Origin of the sequence: Streptomyces gilvus, from assembly GCF_022513565.1 — a bacterium.
Lineage (GTDB): Bacteria > Actinomycetota > Actinomycetes > Streptomycetales > Streptomycetaceae > Streptomyces > Streptomyces gilvus.
In genome coordinates, this window is the sequence record NZ_JAKWBE010000019.1 from 129,672 (window position 1) to 148,061 (window position 18,390).

Genomic DNA, 18,390 nt, shown 5'->3' on the forward strand with positions numbered 1-18,390 from the left:
TTTGGACCACGTGCGTGGATTGGCACGCCACCCAATATCCGACAAGGCGCGTGCCCCGGCCGCCTGTTGAGCGGTTCGGGGATCTTGGAAGTGGCGTACCTCACGCAACCGTCAGAAACGGAACCAATGACCACGCGCCGGTCTACGCCCCCAACACCCGCCGCAGGTAGTCGTTCTGGAACCGGCGGTCCGGGTCGAGCCGGTCCCTCAAAGCGGTGAACTCGCCGAACCGCGGGTAGACGCCGGCGAAGTACTCGGCGTCCCGGGTGTGCACCTTGCCCCAGTGCGGGCGGCCCTCGTGGGCGGTGAAGATGCGCTCCGCGGCGGTGAAGTAGGCGTGGTACGGCGTGCCCTTGAACATGTGGACGGCGACATAGGCGCTGTCGCGGCCCGACGCGGTGGACAGGGTGATGTCGTCGGCGGGGGCCGTGCGCACCTCGACCGGAAAGCTGACCCGGAGGCCGGAGCGGTCGACCATCGCCTTCAGTTCGCGCAGGGTCTCGGCCAGGGCCGCGCGCGGGACGGCGTACTCCATCTCCACGAAGCGCACGCGGCGTGGCGACGTGTAGACCTTGTAGGGGATGTCCGTGTAGGTGCGGGCGGACAGGGCCTTGCTGGAGATCCGGGCGATCGCCGGGATGGACGCCGGGGCCGCGCGGCCGACCCACTGGGCCACCTGGAACACGCCGTTGGAGAGGAACTCGTCCTCGAACCAGCCGGACACCGGCGGCACCGGCTTCTCCGGGCCCGCGCTGCGGTTGTTGCGCTTGGTGTTGGTGTTGCCGGTGTGCGGGAACCAGTAGAACTCGAAGTGCTCGTTCTCGGCCCACAGCTGGTCGAAGTCGGCGAGCACCTGGTCGAAGGGCATCGGCTCCTCGCGGGCCGTGAGCAGGAAGACCGGCTCCACGGCGAAGGTGATCGCGGTGACGATGCCGAGCGCGCCCAGGCCGACCCGGGCCGCCGCGAAGACCTCCGGGTTCTCCTTCTCGGAACAGGTGAGGACCGTGCCGTCCGCGGTGACCAGCTCGAGTCCCTTGATCTGGGCGGCGATCGAGGCCGACTCGCGGCCCGTGCCGTGGGTGCCGGTGCTGGTGGCGCCGGAGACCGTCTGCTCCATGATGTCGCCCATGTTGGTCAGCGACAGGCCCTCACGCGCGAGAGCCACGTTGAGCCTCTTGAGCGGGGTGCCGGCCTCCACCGTGACGGTCATGGCATCACGGTCGATCCCGCGGATGCCGGTCAACAGTTGAGGGCGGATCAACACACCGTCGGTGGCCGCGATGGAGGTGAAGGAGTGCCCGGTGCCGACCGCCTTGACGGTCAGCCCGTCCTCGGCAGCCCGGCGCACGGCCGCGGCCAGTTCCTCCACGGAGGCCGGCGTGACCTCCCGCGCGGGACGGGCGGAGACGTTGCCGCCCCAGTTACGCCACGTGCCGTTCTTCCCGCTCGCTGTGCTGCTCAACGGTGCCTCCCCGACGCGGAGCCGGCCTGCTGAGCCGGCGGTACCCCAGGAAACCGACCGCGACCGCGACGGCCCCGGACACCGCCGGAACCCCGTACCCGGCCCGCGCCCCGGCCGCGTCGATGACCCAGCCGGCCACGGAGGAGCCGAGCGCGACGCCGACCGCGAGCCCGGTACTGATCCAGGTCATGCCCTCGGTCAACTGCGCGCGTGGTACGTGCTCTTCGATGAGGGACATCGTCGTGATCATCGTGGGTGCGATGGACAGGCCCGCGACGAAGAGCGCCACGGCCAGAAACGGCAAGTTTCCGACCAGTAGGAGGGGGATCATACTCACGGCCATCGCGCATATGCCCAGCAGCCAGCGGCGCTGTGGCGCCCCTGTGAAGCGCAGCAGCCCGAACACGATTCCGGCCACGCAGGAACCGGCCGCGTACAGCGCCAGGACCACGCTCGCGGCCCCCTTGTGGCCACGCTCGTCGGCGAAGGCCACGGTGACCACGTCCACCGCCCCGAAGATCGCCCCGGTCGCCACGAAGGTCGCCACCAGGACCTGCAGCCCACGCGCGCGCAGCGCCGAACCGCCGCCCTGGTGCCCACGCGGGTGCGGGGCGGGCTCGGTGGCGCGCTGGGCGGTCAGCCAGAAGACGCCGACCGCCAGGAAGCAGGCCGCGAGCAGCGGTCCCGCCTCCGGGAACCAGGCGGTCGACAGCCCGATGGAGACGATCGGCCCGAAGATGAAGCACACCTCGTCGACGACCGACTCGAACGAGTACGCGGTGTGCAGCTGCGGCGTCCCCCGGTACAGGGCGGCCCACCGCGCGCGGATCATCGCGCCGAGACTCGGTACGGACCCGATGCCGGCCGCGCACAGGAACAGCACCCAGTCCGGCCAGCCGAAGCGCGCGGCGAGCAGCAGCCCGGCCGCCGAGGCGAGCGCGACGAGCGTGGCGGGCCGCAGCACCCGGCGCTGCCCGTGCTGGTCCACCAGCCGGGAGATCTGCGGCCCGATCGCCGCGGCGGCCAGCGCGATGGTGGCCGACAGGGCGCCCGCGAGCCCGTACCGCCCGCTGATCTGGGAGATCATCGTGACCACGCCGATGCCCATCATCGACAGCGGCATCCGGCCGACGAACCCCGCGGCGGAGAAGCCCTTGGAGCCGGGGGCGGCGAACAGAGCGCGGTAGGGGCTGGGCACGGCGGGCTCCGGATCGGCAGAGGGACGGCGGCGCCGTAAGGCGCGAATGCGGCTGATACAGCTTACGAGTCAGGTCAACCCGACGCCCGCGACACCTGGACGGACCGCGCGGGAACCCGGCCGGTCACCCCGCCGTTTCCCGGCTGTCAGTACCGGATGACAGGATCGACCCATGCCAGACGCGCTCGACGCCACCCCCTACGACGCCCTGCTCCTGCTCTCCTTCGGAGGACCCGAGGGCCCCGACGACGTGATCCCCTTCCTGGAGAACGTCACGCGCGGGCGCGGGATCCCCAGGGAACGCCTCAAGGAAGTGGGCGAGCACTACTTCCTGTTCGGCGGGGTCAGCCCCATCAACCACCAGAACCGCGCCCTGCTCGACGCCCTGCGCAAGGACTTCGCGGACCACGGCCTGAACCTGCCCGTCCACTGGGGCAACCGCAACTGGGCCCCGTACCTGACGGACACCCTGCGCGAGATGGTCGCCGACGGCCGCCGCCGGATCCTGGTGCTGGCCACCAGCGCCTACGCCTCGTACTCCGGCTGCCGCCAGTACCGCGAGAACCTCGCAGACTCCCTCGCGACCCTTCAGGCCGAGGGCCTCGACCTGCCGAAGGTCGACAAGATCCGGCACTACTTCAACCACGAGGGCTTCGTCGAGCCCATGGTCGAGGGCGTGCTGCAGTCCCTCGCCGACCTTCCCGAGGACGTCCGGGACGGCGCCCACATCGCCTTCTCGACCCACTCCATCCCGGTCGCCTCCGCCGACGCCTCCGGCCCGGTCGAGGACCACGGCGACGGCGGCGCGTACGTCGCTCAGCACCTGGACGTGGCGAAGCTGATCGCCGAGGCGGTCCGCGAGCGCACCGGCGTCGACCACCCCTGGCAGCTCGTCTACCAGTCCCGCTCCGGCGCCCCGCACATCCCGTGGCTGGAGCCGGACATCTGCGACCACCTCGCGGAGCGGCACGCGGCCGGCGTACCGGCGGTGGTGATCGCCCCCATCGGCTTCGTCTCCGACCACATGGAGGTCCTGTACGACCTCGACACGGAGGCCAGGGCCAAGGCGGAGGAGCTGGGCCTGCCCATGCGCCGCTCGGCCACCGTGGGCGCCGACCCGCGCTTCGCCGCCGCGATCCGCGACCTCGTCCTGGAGCGTGCGGCCCTCGAGCGCGGCCAGGAGGTCACCCCCTGCGCCCTCGGCGCGCTCGGCGCGAGCCACGATCTCTGCCCGGTCGGCTGCTGCCCGGCCCGCGCCCCGCACCCCGCCGCCGCGGGCGCCGACAGTCCCTACGCGTGAGGAGACCCGTGACCGACGCCCTGCACAGGGAACTGCTGGAGCTGGCCCAGGAGGCCGCCCGTCGCGCCGGTGAGCTGCTGCGGGACGGCCGCCCGGCCGATCTGGCGGTGGCCGCGACCAAGTCGAGCCCCATCGACGTCGTGACCGAGATGGACATCGCGGCGGAGAAGCTGATCACGGACCTGATCTCGGCCCGCCGACCCGACGACGGCTTCCTCGGCGAGGAGGGCGCCTCCGTCGAGGGCACCAGCGGCATCCGCTGGGTGGTCGACCCGCTCGACGGCACGGTCAACTACCTCTACGGGCTGCCGACCTGGTCGGTCTCCATCGCCGCCGAGCAGGACGGCGAGGCGGTCGTCGGAGTCGTCGCGGTCCCGATGCGCGGCGAGACCTTCCACGCGGTCCGCGGCGGTGGGGCCCGGGCGACGGGCGCCTGGGAGGGCGAGCGCGAGCTGGCCGTCCGCCCCTCCCCGCCGCTCGACCAGGCCCTGGTCTCGACCGGCTTCAACTACGTCCTGGAGGTCCGAGCGCACCAGGCCGAGGTGGCCCACCGGCTGATCCCGCTGCTGCGGGACATCCGGCGCGGCGGCTCGGCCGCCGTGGACCTGTGCGACCTGGCGGCCGGCCGCCTGGACGGCTTCTACGAGCGCGGACTCAACGCCTGGGACCTCGCGGCCGGGGACCTCGTCGCCCGGGAGGCGGGCGCCCTGACCGGTGGACGCCCCGGAGAGCGCCCGGGACGCGATCTGGCGGTGGCCGGCAGTCCCGGGGTCTTCGAGCCCCTCCAGCGGCTGCTGGAGGACTTCGGCGCCTGGCACGAATGACGGTCCGGCCGCCACGGCCGGTCCGCCCCGGACACACGAGCGGGCCCCCGGCGCTGGATTCGCCGGGGGCCCGCTGTCGCTCGGGAGTGGATCGCTCCCGAGCGTTCAGACGCTATGCGCCGACTTCCACACCGTGTTCGGCGGCGAGGCGGCGCAGGTCGTCGAGTTCGCCCTGCTCGACCTCGACGAGGAAGTCGTCGCCCTCGTCGCGAGCCCGCGTCAGGTCGGACTCGGTCGCCTTTATGCGCTGCAGAAGTCCTGCGGTGAATGCGTCCATGCTGCGCCCCCTCGTCCTGGGTCGTGGGTCGGTGGCACGGGGGTGTGCCGTTGGGAGGGGCGATCACGTCTCCGGCAGATGCCCAGCGGCACTGCCCTGCTGGGCGGCGACGGTGCCGGGCACCCGCACGCCCACTCTGCGGAAAGCGGATTGCGCCGTACCGCATGGTGTTGCGGCACTAGCAGAGCGTGATCGCGGGGTATGAAGCGTCCTCCCCGCGCTTCCTTCCACGGAAACCTCAACCGCCGGAGAAAATCTCGCATTCCCGGGTCTCACACCTGTTCTTCATGTCGAGACCACCTTGCCCTTGATGTTCCGTCCCCCGCCTTACCGCCGACTTACGGCCGAAAAGGGCAGGATGGACGCACACACTCTTGAAGAACCCTGCCCACACCCCTGCCCGCCTGCCCGTCCGGGACTACGCGGGTGGACATCAGGAAGGACAAGCGACGTGCGCGTACTCGTCGTCGAGGACGAGCAGCTGCTCGCCGATGCGGTGGCCACCGGACTGCGCCGGGAGGCCATGGCCGTCGACGTCGTGTACGACGGTGCGGCCGCCCTGGAGCGCATCGGCGTCAACGACTACGACGTGGTCGTCCTCGACCGCGACCTCCCCCTCGTCCACGGCGACGACGTCTGCCGCAAGATCGTCGAGCTCGGCATGCCCACGCGCGTGCTGATGCTGACGGCCTCCGGCGACGTCAGCGACCGCGTGGAGGGCCTGGAGATCGGCGCCGACGACTATCTCCCCAAGCCCTTCGCGTTCAGCGAGCTCATCGCCCGCGTGCGGGCCCTCGGCCGCCGCACCAGCGTGCCGCTGCCGCCGGTCCTGGAGCGCGCCGGCATCAAGCTCGACCCCAACCGCCGCGAGGTCTTCCGCGACGGCAAGGAGGTCCAGCTCGCCCCCAAGGAGTTCGCGGTCCTGGAGGTCCTGATGCGCTCCGAGGGCGCCGTCGTCTCGGCGGAGCAGCTGCTGGAGAAGGCCTGGGACGAGAACACCGACCCGTTCACCAACGTCGTGCGCGTCACCGTGATGACCCTGCGCCGAAAGCTCGGCGAGCCGCCCGTCATCGTCACCGTCCCCGGCTCCGGCTACCGGATCTGATCCCCGATGGCCGCAACACCCGCACTCCCCACGGCACCCCCCAAGCCCACCTGGGACCCCAGGAAGCCCGAGCCGCCGTTCCCGTGGCTGCGCCCCACCATCCGCATACGCCTGACCCTGCTGTACGGCGGCATGTTCCTGATCGCCGGGATCGTGCTGCTGTCGATCATCTACCTGCTGGCGGCCCAGGCCCTGCACGAGGGCAGCGGCCAGTCGTTCTCGGTCTCCGGTGCCAACCTCGACATCACCAGTTCCACCTGTCCCGCCGTCAACTCGGCGCCGACGAGCGAGATCAACGCGATCCTCAAGCAGTGCGACGCCGTGCAGCGCCAGCACGCCCTCGACGACCTCCTCAGCCGCTCCCTGCTGGCCCTGCTCGGCCTCGCGGTGACCGCCTTCGCCTTCGGCTACGCGATGGCCGGCCGGGTCCTGGCGCCGCTGGGCCGCATCACCCGCACCGCGCGCGCGGTGGCGGGCTCGGACCTCTCCCGCCGGATCGAGCTGGACGGCCCGGACGACGAGCTCAAGGAGCTCGCCGACACCTTCGACGACATGCTGGAGCGTCTGCAGCGCGCCTTCACCGCCCAGCAGCGCTTCGTCGGCAACGCCTCGCACGAGCTGCGCACCCCGCTCGCGATCAACCGCACGCTCCTGGAGGTCCACCTCTCCGACCCGAACGCCCCGGTGGAGCTCCAGCAGCTCGGCAAGACGCTGCTGGCCACCAACGAGCGCAGCGAGCAGCTGGTGGAGGGTCTGCTGCTGCTCGCCCGCAGCGACAACCAGATCGTCGAGCGCAAGCCCGTGGACCTCGCCGAGGTCGCCGAGCAGGCGGTCGACCAGGTGCACGCGGAGGCGGAGGCCAAGGGCGTGGTGATCCGCGGGGAGCAGAAGACCGCGGTCGTCCAGGGCAACGGCGTCCTGCTGGAGCGCGTCGCGCTGAACCTCGTGCAGAACGCCGTGCGGTACAACGTCCCCGAGGGCGGCTGGGTCGAGGTCACCACCGACGTCCAGCACGGGCAGGCGGTCCTGGTCGTGTCGAACACCGGGCCGGTCGTGCCGGCGTACGAGATCGACAACCTCTTCGAGCCCTTCCGGCGGCTGCGCACGGAGCGCACGGGCAGCGACAAGGGCGTCGGCCTGGGTCTGTCCATCGTGCGGTCCGTGGCGCGGGCGCACGGCGGACACATCTCGGCGCAGCCGCGCGAAGGAGGTGGGCTCGTGATGCGGTTCACTCTCCCCATCTGAGATCATGACGCCGACACACGGGCTTGTTCGCTTTGCGCGGAATTTTCCGGCCGCGCAGCCGGGCATCCCCTGTGTGATCGATCACACGGGCGATTTCTCGGCCATCCACTCTCTGTGATCAAGTCGGCCGTCGGAAAGCCGGGAAAATCCGGGTTTTCGGGTGTCTTGATCACGGGAAGTACAGGTTGAGACGCCTTTGAAGAGCGGTAGGCGGACCGTGTACGGTCCCGTTCGCCATCCAAGCCGATCACTCTTGAGGAGTCCGGTTGGGTGTCGATTGAGTAACAGACCTTGATGTGAGGCAAAATCTCCGCCTCGAGGCGGGCACAAGTCCGGCCTCTCACGCGTTACGTGCGCTGGAGACACCCGCAGACACCCAGAGGGGGAGAGCGAAATGGCAACGGATTACGACACCCCACGCAAGACCGACGACGATGTGGACTCCGACAGCCTTGAAGAGCTGAAGGCCCGGAGGAACGACAAGTCCACCTCGGCGGTCGACGTCGACGAGTTCGAGGCCGCCGAGGGCCTGGAACTGCCCGGGGCCGACCTCTCCAACGAGGAGCTGGCCGTCCGGGTGCTGCCCAAGCAGCAGGACGAGTTCACCTGCATGAGCTGCTTCCTGGTGCACCACCGCAGCCAGCTGGCCCGCGAGAAGAACGGTCAGCCGATCTGCCGCGACTGCGACTGAGGACGGGTCGGCCGTGACTGGCTCGACCCCTCCCTGGAAGCGCCGCTCCCCCCTGCAGGGAGCGGACGAAGGGCCGCAGTACGGCCCTCACGGCGTGCGTGACGACGAGCGGGGCCCATCAGATGCGACACCCGAGATCACGGGGTCCACGGGATCGGCCCCGCTCCGGCCTGCGGCAGGCCGGGCCGGCCTCCCGGTGCCGGCGCAGGGCGGAAATCCCGCGCCGGTCGCCAGGCGACGGGCCGCGGCGATCCGGGACAAGGCCAGGGAAGGCGTGCGCAAGGGCGGCAGCCGGGCCCGCGCGGGCCTGGCGTACCTCGCCGACCGGATCATCGAGATGGCCCCGCGGGTGCCCGTACGGGACCTCGCCACCCTCCGCAGACAGTTCCCGGGCCTTGGACCCGAGCAGATCGCAGACAAGCTCGTGGCGGGCGCCGCGAGCGCCACGGCCACGGTCGGGGCCGGCGTCGGAGCGGCGGCCATGCTGCCCGTACCGCCCGCCATGCCGACCGAGCTGGCCGCGGAGATCACCGGCGTGGCCGCGATCGAGCTGAAGCTGATCGCCGAGCTCCACGAGGTCTACGGAGTGCGACCGCCCGGCAACCTCAAGGACCGCAGCACCGCGTACCTCAACTCCTGGTCGGGGGAGCGCGGCATCGAGGTGACCAACCCCTCGACCTTCGGCGGGGCCGTCAACAGCCGGATGAAACAGCAGCTGCGCCAGCAGATCATGAAGCGCGTGGTGCGCGACCTGCCGAACCTGATGCCCTTCATGGTGGGCGCCGCGGTGGGCGCGGTCATGAACCGGCGCGACACCAAGAGGCTCGCCGAGCGCATCCGCAAGGACCTGCGCAAGGCCCAGGTGCCGTGGGACGCGCTGCGCGAGCTGCCGCCGCTGGAGAAGCCGGCGCACCCGCTGGAGCTGGAGGACGGCGCCGCGGGCTGAACGCCCCTACGCGGCGGCCTCCCGGGCCGCCTTCAGAGCCTCCGCCAGCCGCTCCGGCTCCCGCGTCGACAGGTACAGGTACGGCGTCGGGTCCTCGGGGTCGGTCACGACCACCCGCAGCGCCGTGGGGATGTAGGAGCGCAGCAGCAGGAACGCGCGCGTGTCCGCCTTGTAGGTGCGCCAGGCCCGCGCCTCCTCGCCCTCCAGGACCTCCGCGTCACCGAGCGCCGTCACCGGGATCTTCGCCTCGCCCGCGATCAGCGAGCCGCCCACCACCCGGATGCGGACCGAGCCGTACGAGCTCGCCATGACCGCCGCGACCGCCGTGCCGCCGACCAGGCCGCCGAGCAGCGGCAGGGTGCCGAAGGGCAGCAGGATCAGGGCGAAGGAGACGCCCACCAGGAAGGAGATCAGCCACCACGAGCGCGGGGCGGTGAGACGTTCTTCGTAAGGGGCCGTGGAGAGCTGCATGTCGCCAAGCTTGGCATGGTGTCCGGATAACGCGGACGCGCGGGTAAGGTCTGCGGCTGTGAGTGGTACTTCGGCAGCTCTCAGGCCTCCCGGCGACGCGGTGAAACCCGTGCGTCATCCCGACGCGCCCGCGCCCGGTGAGCTTCTGGGCGCCCACTACGAACAGTGTTTCGGATGTGGCGGCGGACAGCCCCACGGACTGCACCTCCAGGCGCGGGCCGGTGACGGCGTCAGCATCACGGCCGAGTTCACCGTGCAGCCCGCGCACCAGGGCGCGCCCGGCCTCGCGCACGGGGGAGTGCTGGCGGCCGCGCTGGACGAGACGCTCGGCTCGCTGAACTGGCTGCTGCGCGCGATCGCGGTCACCGGACGCCTGGAGACCGGCTTCGTCCGACCCGTGCCGGTCGGGACGACCCTGTATCTGACGGCCGAGGTCACCGCGGTCGCGGGCCGCAAGATCTATTCGTCCGCCACCGGCCGGCTCGACGCCCCGGACGGACCGGTCGCCGTGCGCGCCGACGCCCTCTTCATCGAGGTCGAGGTCGGCCACTTCATCGACAACGGCCGACCCGAGGAGATCGAAGCCGCCATGAACGACCCGGACCAGGTCCGGCGGGCCCGCGCCTTCGAGGTGAACCCGTGAGCCGCGAGCCCCTGAACGTGCTGCTGCGCCGCGTCGACCCGGACGTACCGCTTCCGTCGTACGCGCACCCCGGTGACGCGGGAGCCGATCTGCGCACCACCGAGGCGTGCGAACTGGGGCCCGGGGAACGGGCCGTGCTGCCCACCGGGGTGGCTGTCGCCCTCCCCGAGGGGTACGCGGCCTTCGTGCATCCCCGGTCCGGGCTCGCGGCCCGCTGTGGTGTCGCTCTGGTGAATGCCCCGGGGACGGTTGATGCCGGGTACCGTGGGGAGATCAAGGTGATCGTGGTGAATCTCGACCCGCGCGAGGTGGTGCGGTTCGAGCGCTTCGACCGGATCGCCCAACTGGTCGTCCAGCAGGTCGAGAAGGTCCGCTTCCAGGAGGCGGCGGAGCTTCCCGGCTCGGCACGGGCCGAAGGGGGCTTCGGGTCCACCGGAGGTCATGCCGCGGTGGCCGGAACGAACAGCACAAGCGGTCAGGCCGCCGACGGCGGCGCTACGGGTGGGAATCGATACGCTTCGGTCGTATCCGACCGGGAAGGACAGTGACGTGTTCGGACGTCGCAACAAGAAGGGTGCCGCCGAGGACGCGGCCGGCGAGGCCGAGCAGGTCGTCGACAGTGTCGACGCTGAGGCGGACGACGAAGAGGTCGAGCGCGAGCGTGTGAGGCTCGAGCCCGAGCCGCGGCCCGACGGGCCCTGGGACGACTCCGAGGTGCGCGACCCCGCGGAGGGCCGCGTGGACCTGGGCGGTCTCTTCGTGCCCGGGGTCGACGGCATGGAACTGCGGGTCGAGGTCGCGGGCGACGCGATCGTCGCGGCGACCGTCGTGCTGCGCGACAGCGCCATCCAGCTGCAGGCCTTCGCCGCGCCCAAGCGCGAGGGCATCTGGGGCGAGGTGCGTGAGGAGATCGGCGCCGGCATCACCCAGCAGGGTGGCATCGTCGACGAGGTCGAGGGCCCGCTCGGCTGGGAGCTGCGCGCCCAGGTGCCGGTTCAGCTGCCCGACGGCACGGGTGGTTTCCAGGTCGTGCGGTTCGTCGGTGTGGACGGTCCGCGCTGGTTCCTGCGCGGGGTGATCTCGGGTCAGGGCGCGGTGCAGCCGCAGGCGGCCGGCGTGCTCGAGCAGATCTTCCGGGACACGGTCGTGGTCCGCGGCGAGGGCCCGATGGCGCCCCGGGACCCGATCGTCCTGAAGCTGCCCAACGACGCCCAGATGGTCCCCGAGGGCGTCCAGCAGGAGGAGTCCTCGCGCTTCTCGGGCGGCATGGGCCAGTTGCAGCGCGGTCCGGAGATCACCGAGGTCCGTTAGACAACCGAGCGACAAGTGGCCGTACCCCTCGCGGGGGTACGGCCCTTTTTCGTGCGCGGACCCTTGACGGTGCATTGGTCTGTACCTATGGTCTCGGCCCAGCGCCTCTGTTCACGGAGGCGCTCTTCGTTCACATACAAGAACGGGACCCCCGCCTATGCGCCGCATCGCACTCCTCGCTACCGGCTCTGCGCTTGTCGTGGGCATGATGACGTGGCCCGCCTCCCGTCACGCCGAAGCCGCCCCCACCGCCTTCGTGCACCCCGGTGTCACCGTCTCCCGGGCCCAGCTGGACTTCACCCGCGGCAAGGTCGCCGCCGGCGCCCAGCCCTGGAAGAGCGCCTTCGACCAGATGACAGCGAGCAAGTACGCCGACCTGAACCGCACACCGAAGCCACGGGCGACGGTCGAGTGCGGCTCGTACTCCAATCCGAATCTCGGCTGCACCGACGAGCGCGAGGACGCGATCGCGGCCTACACCGACGCGCTCGCCTGGTACATCACCCGCGACGACCGGTACGCGAAGAAGTCGATCCAGCTCATGGACGCCTGGTCCGCCGTGATCAAGCAGCACACCAACAGCAACGCGCCCCTGCAGACCGGCTGGGCGGGCTCCTCCTGGCCGCGGGCCGCCGAGATCATCAAGTACACGTACACCGGCGGCTGGGCGAACTCCGGCCGCTTCGCGACCATGCTCCGCACCGTCTACCTGCCCGAGGTCATCGGCGGCTCCAACTCCAACGGCAACTGGGAGCTGTCGATGACGGAGGCCGCCGTCGGCATCTCCGTCTTCCTCGAGGACAAGTCGTCGTACGACAAGGCCATGGCGAGGTTCCGCACCCGCGCGGCCGCCTACGTCTACCTCTCCTCCGACGGCGATCTGCCGAAGACCGTGCCGAGCCAGCACCTCGACACCAGGGCGAAGATCGTCAGCTACTGGCAGGGGCAGTCCACCTTCGTCACCGGGCTCACCCAGGAGACCTGCCGCGACTTCACCCACACGGGGTACGGCATCTCCGCGATGTCCCACGTCGCCGAGACCAGCCGCATCCAGGGCCAGGACCTGTACGGCACCGACGTCGGCGAACGGCTGCGCCAGGCCCTCGGATTCCAGGCCAAGTACCAGCTGGGCGCGGCCGTCCCGAGCTGGCTGTGCGGCGGCTCGCTCAAGCTGGGGCTCGGACCGGTCACCGAGGTCGGCTACAACGCCCTGCACAACCGCCTCGGCATCGCGATGAGCAACACCCAGACATTGACCGAACGGCAGCGGCCGGCCGGCTCCGACAACCTCTTCGTCGCCTGGGAGACCCTCACCCACGGCGACAACCCGAGCTGAACCGTTGATCGACCGGGCGCCCGGCCGCGATACTGGCGCCCGGTCGACGGGGGAGGCGACATGAGCGGCCAGGTGGCCACCGAGACGATGGTGAGCGTCCAGGACGTCCACAAGTCCTACGGCAGCGGTGCGGGCGCCGTGCACGCCCTGCGCGGTGTCTCCTTCGAGATCCCGCGCGGCGAACTCGTCGCCCTCAAGGGGCGCTCCGGATCGGGCAAGACGACGCTCCTCAACATCGTCGGAGGCCTCGACGCACCCGACCGCGGGCGGGTCACCGTGGACGGGCTGGACCTGTCGGAGCTCGGCGAGGAGGGGCTGCTGGCCCTGCGCCGCGACCGGATCGGATTCGTCTTCCAGTCCTTCGGGCTGATCCCGATCCTCACCGCCGCCGAGAACGTCGGCGTCCCGATGCGGCTGCGCCGGACCGAGGTACGCGCGCGTGAGGAGCGCGTCGAGCTGCTGCTCGCCCTGGTGGGCCTCACCGACCACGCCGCCCAGCGGCCCGGCGAGCTCTCCGGCGGCCAGCAGCAGCGCGTCGCCATCGCCCGCGCCCTCGCCAACAGCCCCGCCCTGCTGATCGCCGACGAACCGACCGGCCAGCTGGACGCCGAGACCGGCCACGCGGTCATGGAGCTGCTGCGGGCCGTCGTGCACAGCGAGCACTCCGCCACCCTGGGCTTCACCGAGGGGCCCCCGTCCGTCCTCGTCGCCACCCACGACACGACCCTCCTCGACCTGGCCGACCGGGTGCTGGAGCTGAGCGACGGGGAGATCGTCGAGCACTGAGCGTCAGAGTTCCGTCAAAGACGGCCTCCGGTGCCTTCCGGGCACGATGAGTCGCGATTGTTGGCCGTAAGGTCGACGCTGCGTAGGCGACAGTGACCGGAAGACAATGGGGCCATGGGACGCGGCAAGCTTCGGATCTACCTCGGTGCGGCACCGGGCGTCGGCAAGACGTACGCGATGCTCTCCGAGGCGCACCGGCGCGTGGAGCGGGGCACCGACTGCGTGGTGGCCTTCGTGGAGCACCACGACCGGCCGCGCACCGAGGTGATGCTGCACGGCCTGGAGCAGGTGCCGCGCCGCGCGCTGGAGTACCGGGACACGACGTTCACCGAGATGGACGTGGACGCCGTACTCGCCCGGGCCCCCCAGGTCGCCCTCGTGGACGAACTGGCCCACACCAACGTCCCCGGCTCCCGCAACGCCAAGCGCTGGCAGGACGTCGAGGAGCTGCTCGCGGCCGGCATCGACGTCGTGTCGACGGTCAACATCCAGCACCTGGAGTCCCTCGGCGACGTCGTCGAGTCGATCACCGGGGTACGGCAGCGGGAGACCGTGCCCGACGAAATGGTGCGGCGGGCCGACCAGATCGAGCTGGTCGACATGTCGCCGCAGGCCCTGCGCCGCCGGATGGCGCACGGCAACATCTACAAACCGGACAAGGTCGACGCGGCCCTGTCCAACTACTTCCGGCCGGGCAACCTCACCGCCCTGCGCGAGCTGGCCCTGCTCTGGGTGGCCGACCGGGTCGACGAGTACCTGCAGCAGTACCGCAGCGAGCACCGGGTGTCGAGGATCTGGGGTTCGCGCGAGCGGATCGTGGTCGGGCTCACCGGCGGCCCCGAGGGGCGCACGCTGATCCGGCGGGCCGCACGGCTCGCGGAGAAGGGCGCCGGCGGCGAGGTGCTGGCGGTCTACATAGCCAGCAGCGACGGGCTGACGGCCGCCTCCCCGAAGGAGCTCGCCGTCCAGCGCACCCTCGTGGAGGACCTCGGCGGCACCTTCCACCACGTCGTCGGCGACGACATACCGGCCGCCCTGCTCGCCTTCGCGCGCGGCGTCAACGCCACCCAGATCGTGCTCGGCGTCTCGCGCCGCAAGAGCTGGCAGTACGTCTTCGGACCCGGCGTCGGCGCCACGGTCGCCCGGGATTCCGGTCCCGACCTCGACGTCCACCTGATCACCCATGACGAGGCGGGCAAGGGGCGCGGACTGCCGGTCGCCCGGGGCGCGCGGCTCGGCCGGTCCCGGATCATCTGGGGCTGGGTGATCGGCGTCGCCGGGCCGGCGGTCCTGGCCGCCCTGCTCAACACCGTCCACCTCGGTCTCGCCAACGACATGCTGCTGTTCCTCGCGGTGACCGTCGCGGCCGCGCTGCTCGGCGGACTGCTGCCGGCGCTCGCCTCGGCCGCGGTCGGCTCCCTGCTGCTGAACTACTTCTACACACCGCCCCTGCACCGCTGGACGATCGCCGACCCCCGGAACATCGTCGCCATCGTGATCTTCGTCGGCGTCGGGGTCTCGGTCGCCTCCGTCGTCGACCTCGCGGCCCGCCGCACCCATCAGGCGGCCCGGTTGCGCGCCGAGTCGGAGATCCTGTCCTTCCTCGCGGGCAACGTGCTGCGCGGCGAGACCGGCCTTGAGGAGCTGCTGGAGCGGGTCCGGGAGACCTTCGGCATGGAGTCGGCGGCCCTGCTGGAGCGGGCCGGCGACCACGACCCGTGGACGTGCGCGGGCCGCGCCGGGTTCGGGCCCGCCGTGGAGCGGCCGGAGGAGGCCGACGTCGATGTCCCGGTCGGCGACCACATGGCGCTCGCGCTGACCGGCCGGGTGCTGCCCGCCGAGGACCGCCGGGTGCTGGCCGCGTTCGCCGCGCAGGCCGCCGTGGTCCTGGACCGCCGGCGCCTGCAGGAGGAGGCCGACCAGGCCCGCGCGCTGGCCGAGGGCAACCGGATCCGGACGGCGCTGCTGGCCGCCGTCAGCCACGATCTGCGCACCCCCCTCGCCGGCATCAAGGCGGCCGTCTCCTCCCTGCGCTCCGACGACGTGGCCTGGTCGGAGGAGGACCAGGCCGAGCTGCTCGAGGGCATCGAGGAGGGCGCCGACCGGCTCGACCACCTCGTCGGCAACCTCCTCGACATGTCCCGCCTGCAGACCGGCACGGTCACCCCGCTGATCCGCGAGGTCGACCTCGACGAGGTGGTGCCGATGGCGCTCGTCGGGGTTCCCGAGGACAGCGTCGAACTGGACGTCCCGGAGACCCTGCCCATGGTCGCCGTCGACCCGGGGCTGCTGGAGCGGTCGGTGGCCAACCTGGTCGAGAACGCCGTCAAGTACAGCCCGCCGGGCAGACCGGTGTTCGTGGGCGCCAGCGCCATCGCGGACCGCGTGGAGGTCCGGGTCGTGGACCGTGGCCCCGGCGTCCCGGACGACGGCAAGGAGCGCATCTTCGAGCCCTTCCAGCGCTACGGCGACGCCCCGCGCGGCGCCGGAGTGGGACTCGGCCTCGCGGTGGCCCGCGGCTTCGCCGAGGCGATGGGCGGCACCCTCGCCGCCGAGGACACACCGGGCGGCGGCCTCACCATGGTGCTCACCCTGCGTGCGGAAGGATCGCACGCGGAAGGACCGGTCGCGGAAGGATCGGTCGCGGACGGACCGGTCGCGGAGGTCCTTCCCTCGGCGGAACCCGAAAGGCAGGTCACATGACCCGGGTGCTCGTGATCGACGACGAGCCGCAGATCGTGCGCGCCCTCGTGATCAACCTGAAGGCGCGCAAGTACGAGGTCGACGCGGCCCATGACGGCACCACCGCGCTGCAGCTCGCCGCCGCCCGCCACCCCGACGTCGTCGTCCTCGACCTGGGCCTGCCCGACATGGACGGCGTCGAGGTGATCCGCGGCCTGCGCGGCTGGACCCGGGTGCCGATCCTGGTGCTGTCCGCCCGGCACACCTCCGACGAGAAGGTCGAGGCCCTCGACGCGGGCGCCGACGACTACGTCACCAAGCCCTTCGGCATGGACGAGCTGCTCGCCCGGCTCCGGGCCGCCGTCCGGCGCGCCGAGCCCGTCGGGGCCGGGGAGGACGAGCTGACGACGGTGGAGACCGAGGAGTTCACCGTCGACCTGACCGCGAAGAAGGTCAACCGGGGCGGCCGGGACGTACGGCTGACGCCCACCGAGTGGCATCTGCTGGAGGTGCTGGTCCGCAACACGGGCCGGCTGGTCAGCCAGCGGCAGCTGCTGCAGGAGGTGTGGGGACCGTCGTACGGGACCGAGACCAACTACCTGCGCGTGTACATGGCCCAACTGCGCAGAAAGCTGGAGGCGGACCCGTCCCACCCGAAGCACTTCATAACCGAGCCGGGGATGGGGTACCGCTTCGAGAAGTGAGCTGTGAGGAGGCCGGGGGTCCGGGGGTTGTCCCCCGGGGGATGCAGCATCACGGAGCCCGGGATGGGTTACCGCTTCGAGAAGTGACCGAGCCCGGGAGGGGGTACCGGTTCGAGCGTCAGGGCCGTGGGTACGAAGCTGTCAGTGCACCCCGGTACGCTTCAGACATGAGTGCTGTTCCTCGTTCCGAGAAGCCGGTCGGCCGGTTCCGGCGCATGCTCGACCGGCTCTCCTCGTCGCAGGAGGACCTGGAGTCGGAGGAGCTGCGGGAGGACGCCGAGACAGCGGGCTGTGTGCGGATCGGCGACTGCCACGACCGACAGATCGTCACGGTTACTGGTACCTTGCGCACGGTCACCCTGCGGCCGCGAGCGGGCGTCCCGGCCCTGGAGGCCGAGCTGTTCGACGGCTCCGCCGCGCTGGACGTGGTGTGGCTCGGCCGGCGCTCCATAGTCGGGATAGAGCCTGGGCGCAGACTGATCGCATCGGGCCGGATCTCGATGAGCCGGGGCCGCCGGGTGCTGTTCAATCCGAAATACGAACTGAGACCCCTCGGACGGGAGTAGCCGGTGACGTCGCTCGACAAGCCGACAGAGGACACGTCTGCCGACGACGCACGGGCGGTGACCGAGGCCGCCCTGTTCGAGGCGTTCGGCGGCGTGCGGGGCATGGTCGAGACGGTGCTGCCCGGTCTCCTCTTCGTCACCATCTTCACGATCAACAAGGACCTGCACTGGTCGGCGATCGCCGCCCTCGCGGTGTCCCTGCTGCTCGTGGTGGTCCGGCTGGCCATGCGCACCACCGTCAAGCACGCGTTCAGCGGTGTCTTCGGCGTCGCCTTCGGTGTGGTCTTCGCCATGATGACCGGCAACGCCAAGGACTTCTACCTCCCCGGCATGCTCTACACGCTGGGTCTGGCGCTGGCGTACATCGTCACGACCCTGAGCGGTGTCCCGCTGATCGGTCTGATCCTCGGCCCGGTCTTCAAGGAGAACCTCTCCTGGCGCACCCGCAACCCCGGCCGCAAGAAGGCGTACGCGAAGGCCAGCTGGGCCTGGGGCCTGATCCTGCTGGCCAAGTGCGCGATCCTCTTCCCGCTGTACTGGTGGGCCAACACGGCGCAACTGGGCTGGGTCCTGGTCGCGTTGAAGATCCCGCCGTTCCTGCTGGCGGTCTGGCTGACCTGGGTGTTCCTGGCGAAGGCACCGGCCCCGATCGACGTCTTCGCCGAGATGGAGGCCGAGGAGCAGGCCGAGAAGGAGCGCAAGGCGGCGCTGGCGGCAGAGCGCGCGGAGCACGGTGAGGCGGCCGGCGGCCGACACCGCCGAGAGGCCTAGTCTCCGGTACGACGAGTCTGCGGTTACGACGACGAGTCTGCGGTTACGACGACGAGTCTGCGGTTACGACGA

At 71.1% G+C, this 18,390-nt stretch carries 19 protein-coding genes; 15 read left to right on the plus strand and 4 right to left on the minus strand.

The window, feature by feature from the left end; genetic code table 11:
• Nucleotides 1–142: 142 nt before the first annotated feature.
• Both MKW14_RS26820 and MKW14_RS26825 read right to left on the minus strand, forming a co-directional pair.
• A complete protein-coding gene (locus MKW14_RS26820) occupies nucleotides 143–1,462 on the minus strand; it encodes a D-arabinono-1,4-lactone oxidase (RefSeq protein ID WP_240866260.1) in 1,320 nt (439 codons plus the stop codon).
• Nucleotides 1,422–2,660 (minus strand): MFS transporter, encoded by a 1,239-nt coding sequence (locus MKW14_RS26825; RefSeq protein WP_240866263.1) that lies wholly within the window; start codon nucleotides 2,658–2,660, stop codon nucleotides 1,422–1,424. The genes MKW14_RS26820 and MKW14_RS26825 overlap by 41 nt, the downstream gene beginning before the upstream one ends.
• Before the next feature lie 172 nt (nucleotides 2,661–2,832).
• Between MKW14_RS26825 and MKW14_RS26830 the strand changes: the two genes are divergently transcribed.
• Both MKW14_RS26830 and MKW14_RS26835 read left to right on the plus strand, forming a co-directional pair.
• Nucleotides 2,833–3,960, plus strand: coding sequence for a ferrochelatase (locus MKW14_RS26830; protein ID WP_240866266.1), 1,128 nt, complete (start codon nucleotides 2,833–2,835; stop codon nucleotides 3,958–3,960).
• A gap of 8 nt (nucleotides 3,961–3,968) precedes the next feature.
• On the plus strand, nucleotides 3,969–4,784 hold the full coding sequence (locus MKW14_RS26835; protein ID WP_240866268.1) for an inositol monophosphatase family protein: 816 nt from the start codon (nucleotides 3,969–3,971) through the stop codon (nucleotides 4,782–4,784).
• A 112-nt stretch (nucleotides 4,785–4,896) separates the two neighbouring features.
• Here MKW14_RS26835 and MKW14_RS26840 read toward each other — a convergent pair whose 3' ends face one another.
• Entirely contained in the window at nucleotides 4,897–5,061 is a 165-nt protein-coding gene (locus MKW14_RS26840) for a hypothetical protein (protein WP_165954967.1), read from the minus strand.
• 451 nt (nucleotides 5,062–5,512) lie between these two features.
• On the opposite strand from MKW14_RS26840, the gene MKW14_RS26845 reads away from it, so the two are divergent.
• The 4 genes from MKW14_RS26845 to MKW14_RS26860 all read left to right on the plus strand — a co-directional run bounded on the left by MKW14_RS26845 (nucleotide 5,513) and on the right by MKW14_RS26860 (nucleotide 9,048).
• Nucleotides 5,513–6,166 (plus strand): response regulator transcription factor, encoded by a 654-nt coding sequence (locus tag MKW14_RS26845; protein WP_003993508.1) that lies wholly within the window; start codon nucleotides 5,513–5,515, stop codon nucleotides 6,164–6,166.
• 6 nt (nucleotides 6,167–6,172) lie between these two features.
• On the plus strand, nucleotides 6,173–7,411 hold the full coding sequence (locus tag MKW14_RS26850) for a sensor histidine kinase (RefSeq protein ID WP_240866270.1): 1,239 nt from the start codon (nucleotides 6,173–6,175) through the stop codon (nucleotides 7,409–7,411).
• A gap of 394 nt (nucleotides 7,412–7,805) precedes the next feature.
• Nucleotides 7,806–8,102: a DUF4193 domain-containing protein gene (locus MKW14_RS26855; protein ID WP_005481602.1), complete on the plus strand. Its 297-nt coding sequence runs from the start codon at nucleotides 7,806–7,808 to the stop codon at nucleotides 8,100–8,102.
• A 13-nt stretch (nucleotides 8,103–8,115) separates the two neighbouring features.
• Nucleotides 8,116–9,048: a hypothetical protein gene (locus MKW14_RS26860; RefSeq protein WP_240866271.1), complete on the plus strand. Its 933-nt coding sequence runs from the start codon at nucleotides 8,116–8,118 to the stop codon at nucleotides 9,046–9,048.
• A 6-nt stretch (nucleotides 9,049–9,054) separates the two neighbouring features.
• Here the strand turns inward: MKW14_RS26860 and MKW14_RS26865 are convergent, their stop codons facing one another.
• A complete protein-coding gene (locus tag MKW14_RS26865; protein ID WP_240866273.1) occupies nucleotides 9,055–9,519 on the minus strand; it encodes a DUF3093 domain-containing protein in 465 nt (154 codons plus the stop codon).
• 58 nt (nucleotides 9,520–9,577) lie between these two features.
• Here MKW14_RS26865 and MKW14_RS26870 point away from each other — a divergent pair, with 58 nt between their 5' ends.
• The 9 genes from MKW14_RS26870 (at nucleotide 9,578) to MKW14_RS26910 (ending at nucleotide 18,318) form a co-directional block, all read left to right on the plus strand.
• Nucleotides 9,578–10,162 (plus strand): PaaI family thioesterase, encoded by a 585-nt coding sequence (locus MKW14_RS26870; RefSeq protein ID WP_240866276.1) that lies wholly within the window; start codon nucleotides 9,578–9,580, stop codon nucleotides 10,160–10,162.
• On the plus strand, nucleotides 10,159–10,710 hold the full coding sequence (gene dut / locus MKW14_RS26875) for a dUTP diphosphatase (RefSeq protein ID WP_240866279.1): 552 nt from the start codon (nucleotides 10,159–10,161) through the stop codon (nucleotides 10,708–10,710). The genes MKW14_RS26870 and dut overlap by 4 nt, the downstream gene beginning before the upstream one ends.
• A gap of 1 nt (nucleotide 10,711) precedes the next feature.
• Entirely contained in the window at nucleotides 10,712–11,473 is a 762-nt protein-coding gene (locus MKW14_RS26880) for a DUF3710 domain-containing protein (RefSeq protein ID WP_240866282.1), read from the plus strand.
• Between the two features lie 157 nt (nucleotides 11,474–11,630).
• Nucleotides 11,631–12,809 (plus strand): alginate lyase family protein, encoded by a 1,179-nt coding sequence (locus tag MKW14_RS26885; protein ID WP_240866284.1) that lies wholly within the window; start codon nucleotides 11,631–11,633, stop codon nucleotides 12,807–12,809.
• A gap of 60 nt (nucleotides 12,810–12,869) precedes the next feature.
• Nucleotides 12,870–13,595, plus strand: a complete 726-nt coding sequence (locus MKW14_RS26890) for an ABC transporter ATP-binding protein (RefSeq protein WP_240866286.1) — start codon at nucleotides 12,870–12,872, stop codon at nucleotides 13,593–13,595.
• 114 nt (nucleotides 13,596–13,709) lie between these two features.
• Nucleotides 13,710–16,298: a DUF4118 domain-containing protein gene (locus MKW14_RS26895; RefSeq protein WP_240866288.1), complete on the plus strand. Its 2,589-nt coding sequence runs from the start codon at nucleotides 13,710–13,712 to the stop codon at nucleotides 16,296–16,298.
• Nucleotides 16,295–16,981 carry a response regulator gene (locus MKW14_RS26900; protein WP_240866290.1) on the plus strand — a complete coding sequence of 229 codons (687 nt, stop codon included), beginning with the start codon at nucleotides 16,295–16,297 and terminating at the stop codon, nucleotides 16,979–16,981. The genes MKW14_RS26895 and MKW14_RS26900 overlap by 4 nt, the downstream gene beginning before the upstream one ends.
• Nucleotides 16,982–17,148: 167 nt before the next feature.
• A complete protein-coding gene (locus MKW14_RS26905) occupies nucleotides 17,149–17,547 on the plus strand; it encodes an OB-fold nucleic acid binding domain-containing protein (protein ID WP_123997184.1) in 399 nt (132 codons plus the stop codon).
• A gap of 3 nt (nucleotides 17,548–17,550) precedes the next feature.
• Nucleotides 17,551–18,318, plus strand: a complete 768-nt coding sequence (locus MKW14_RS26910) for a DUF3159 domain-containing protein (RefSeq protein WP_240866293.1) — start codon at nucleotides 17,551–17,553, stop codon at nucleotides 18,316–18,318.
• Nucleotides 18,319–18,390 lie beyond the last annotated feature (72 nt).

Excerpts from the sequence above, each read along its gene's own strand:
- MKW14_RS26895 (WP_240866288.1), top strand. The coding sequence starts at position 13,710 with ATGGGACGCGGCAAGCTTCGGATCTACCTCGGTGCGGCACCGGGCGTC.
- MKW14_RS26865 (WP_240866273.1), bottom strand. The coding sequence starts at position 9,519 with ATGCAGCTCTCCACGGCCCCTTACGAAGAACGTCTCACCGCCCCGCGC.
- MKW14_RS26840 (WP_165954967.1), bottom strand. The coding sequence starts at position 5,061 with ATGGACGCATTCACCGCAGGACTTCTGCAGCGCATAAAGGCGACCGAG.
- MKW14_RS26855 (WP_005481602.1), top strand. The coding sequence starts at position 7,806 with ATGGCAACGGATTACGACACCCCACGCAAGACCGACGACGATGTGGAC.
- MKW14_RS26885 (WP_240866284.1), top strand. The coding sequence starts at position 11,631 with ATGCGCCGCATCGCACTCCTCGCTACCGGCTCTGCGCTTGTCGTGGGC.
- MKW14_RS26900 (WP_240866290.1), top strand. The coding sequence starts at position 16,295 with ATGACCCGGGTGCTCGTGATCGACGACGAGCCGCAGATCGTGCGCGCC.
- MKW14_RS26905 (WP_123997184.1), top strand. The coding sequence starts at position 17,149 with ATGAGTGCTGTTCCTCGTTCCGAGAAGCCGGTCGGCCGGTTCCGGCGC.
- MKW14_RS26830 (WP_240866266.1), top strand. The coding sequence starts at position 2,833 with ATGCCAGACGCGCTCGACGCCACCCCCTACGACGCCCTGCTCCTGCTC.
- MKW14_RS26890 (WP_240866286.1), top strand. The coding sequence starts at position 12,870 with ATGAGCGGCCAGGTGGCCACCGAGACGATGGTGAGCGTCCAGGACGTC.
- MKW14_RS26850 (WP_240866270.1), top strand. The coding sequence starts at position 6,173 with ATGGCCGCAACACCCGCACTCCCCACGGCACCCCCCAAGCCCACCTGG.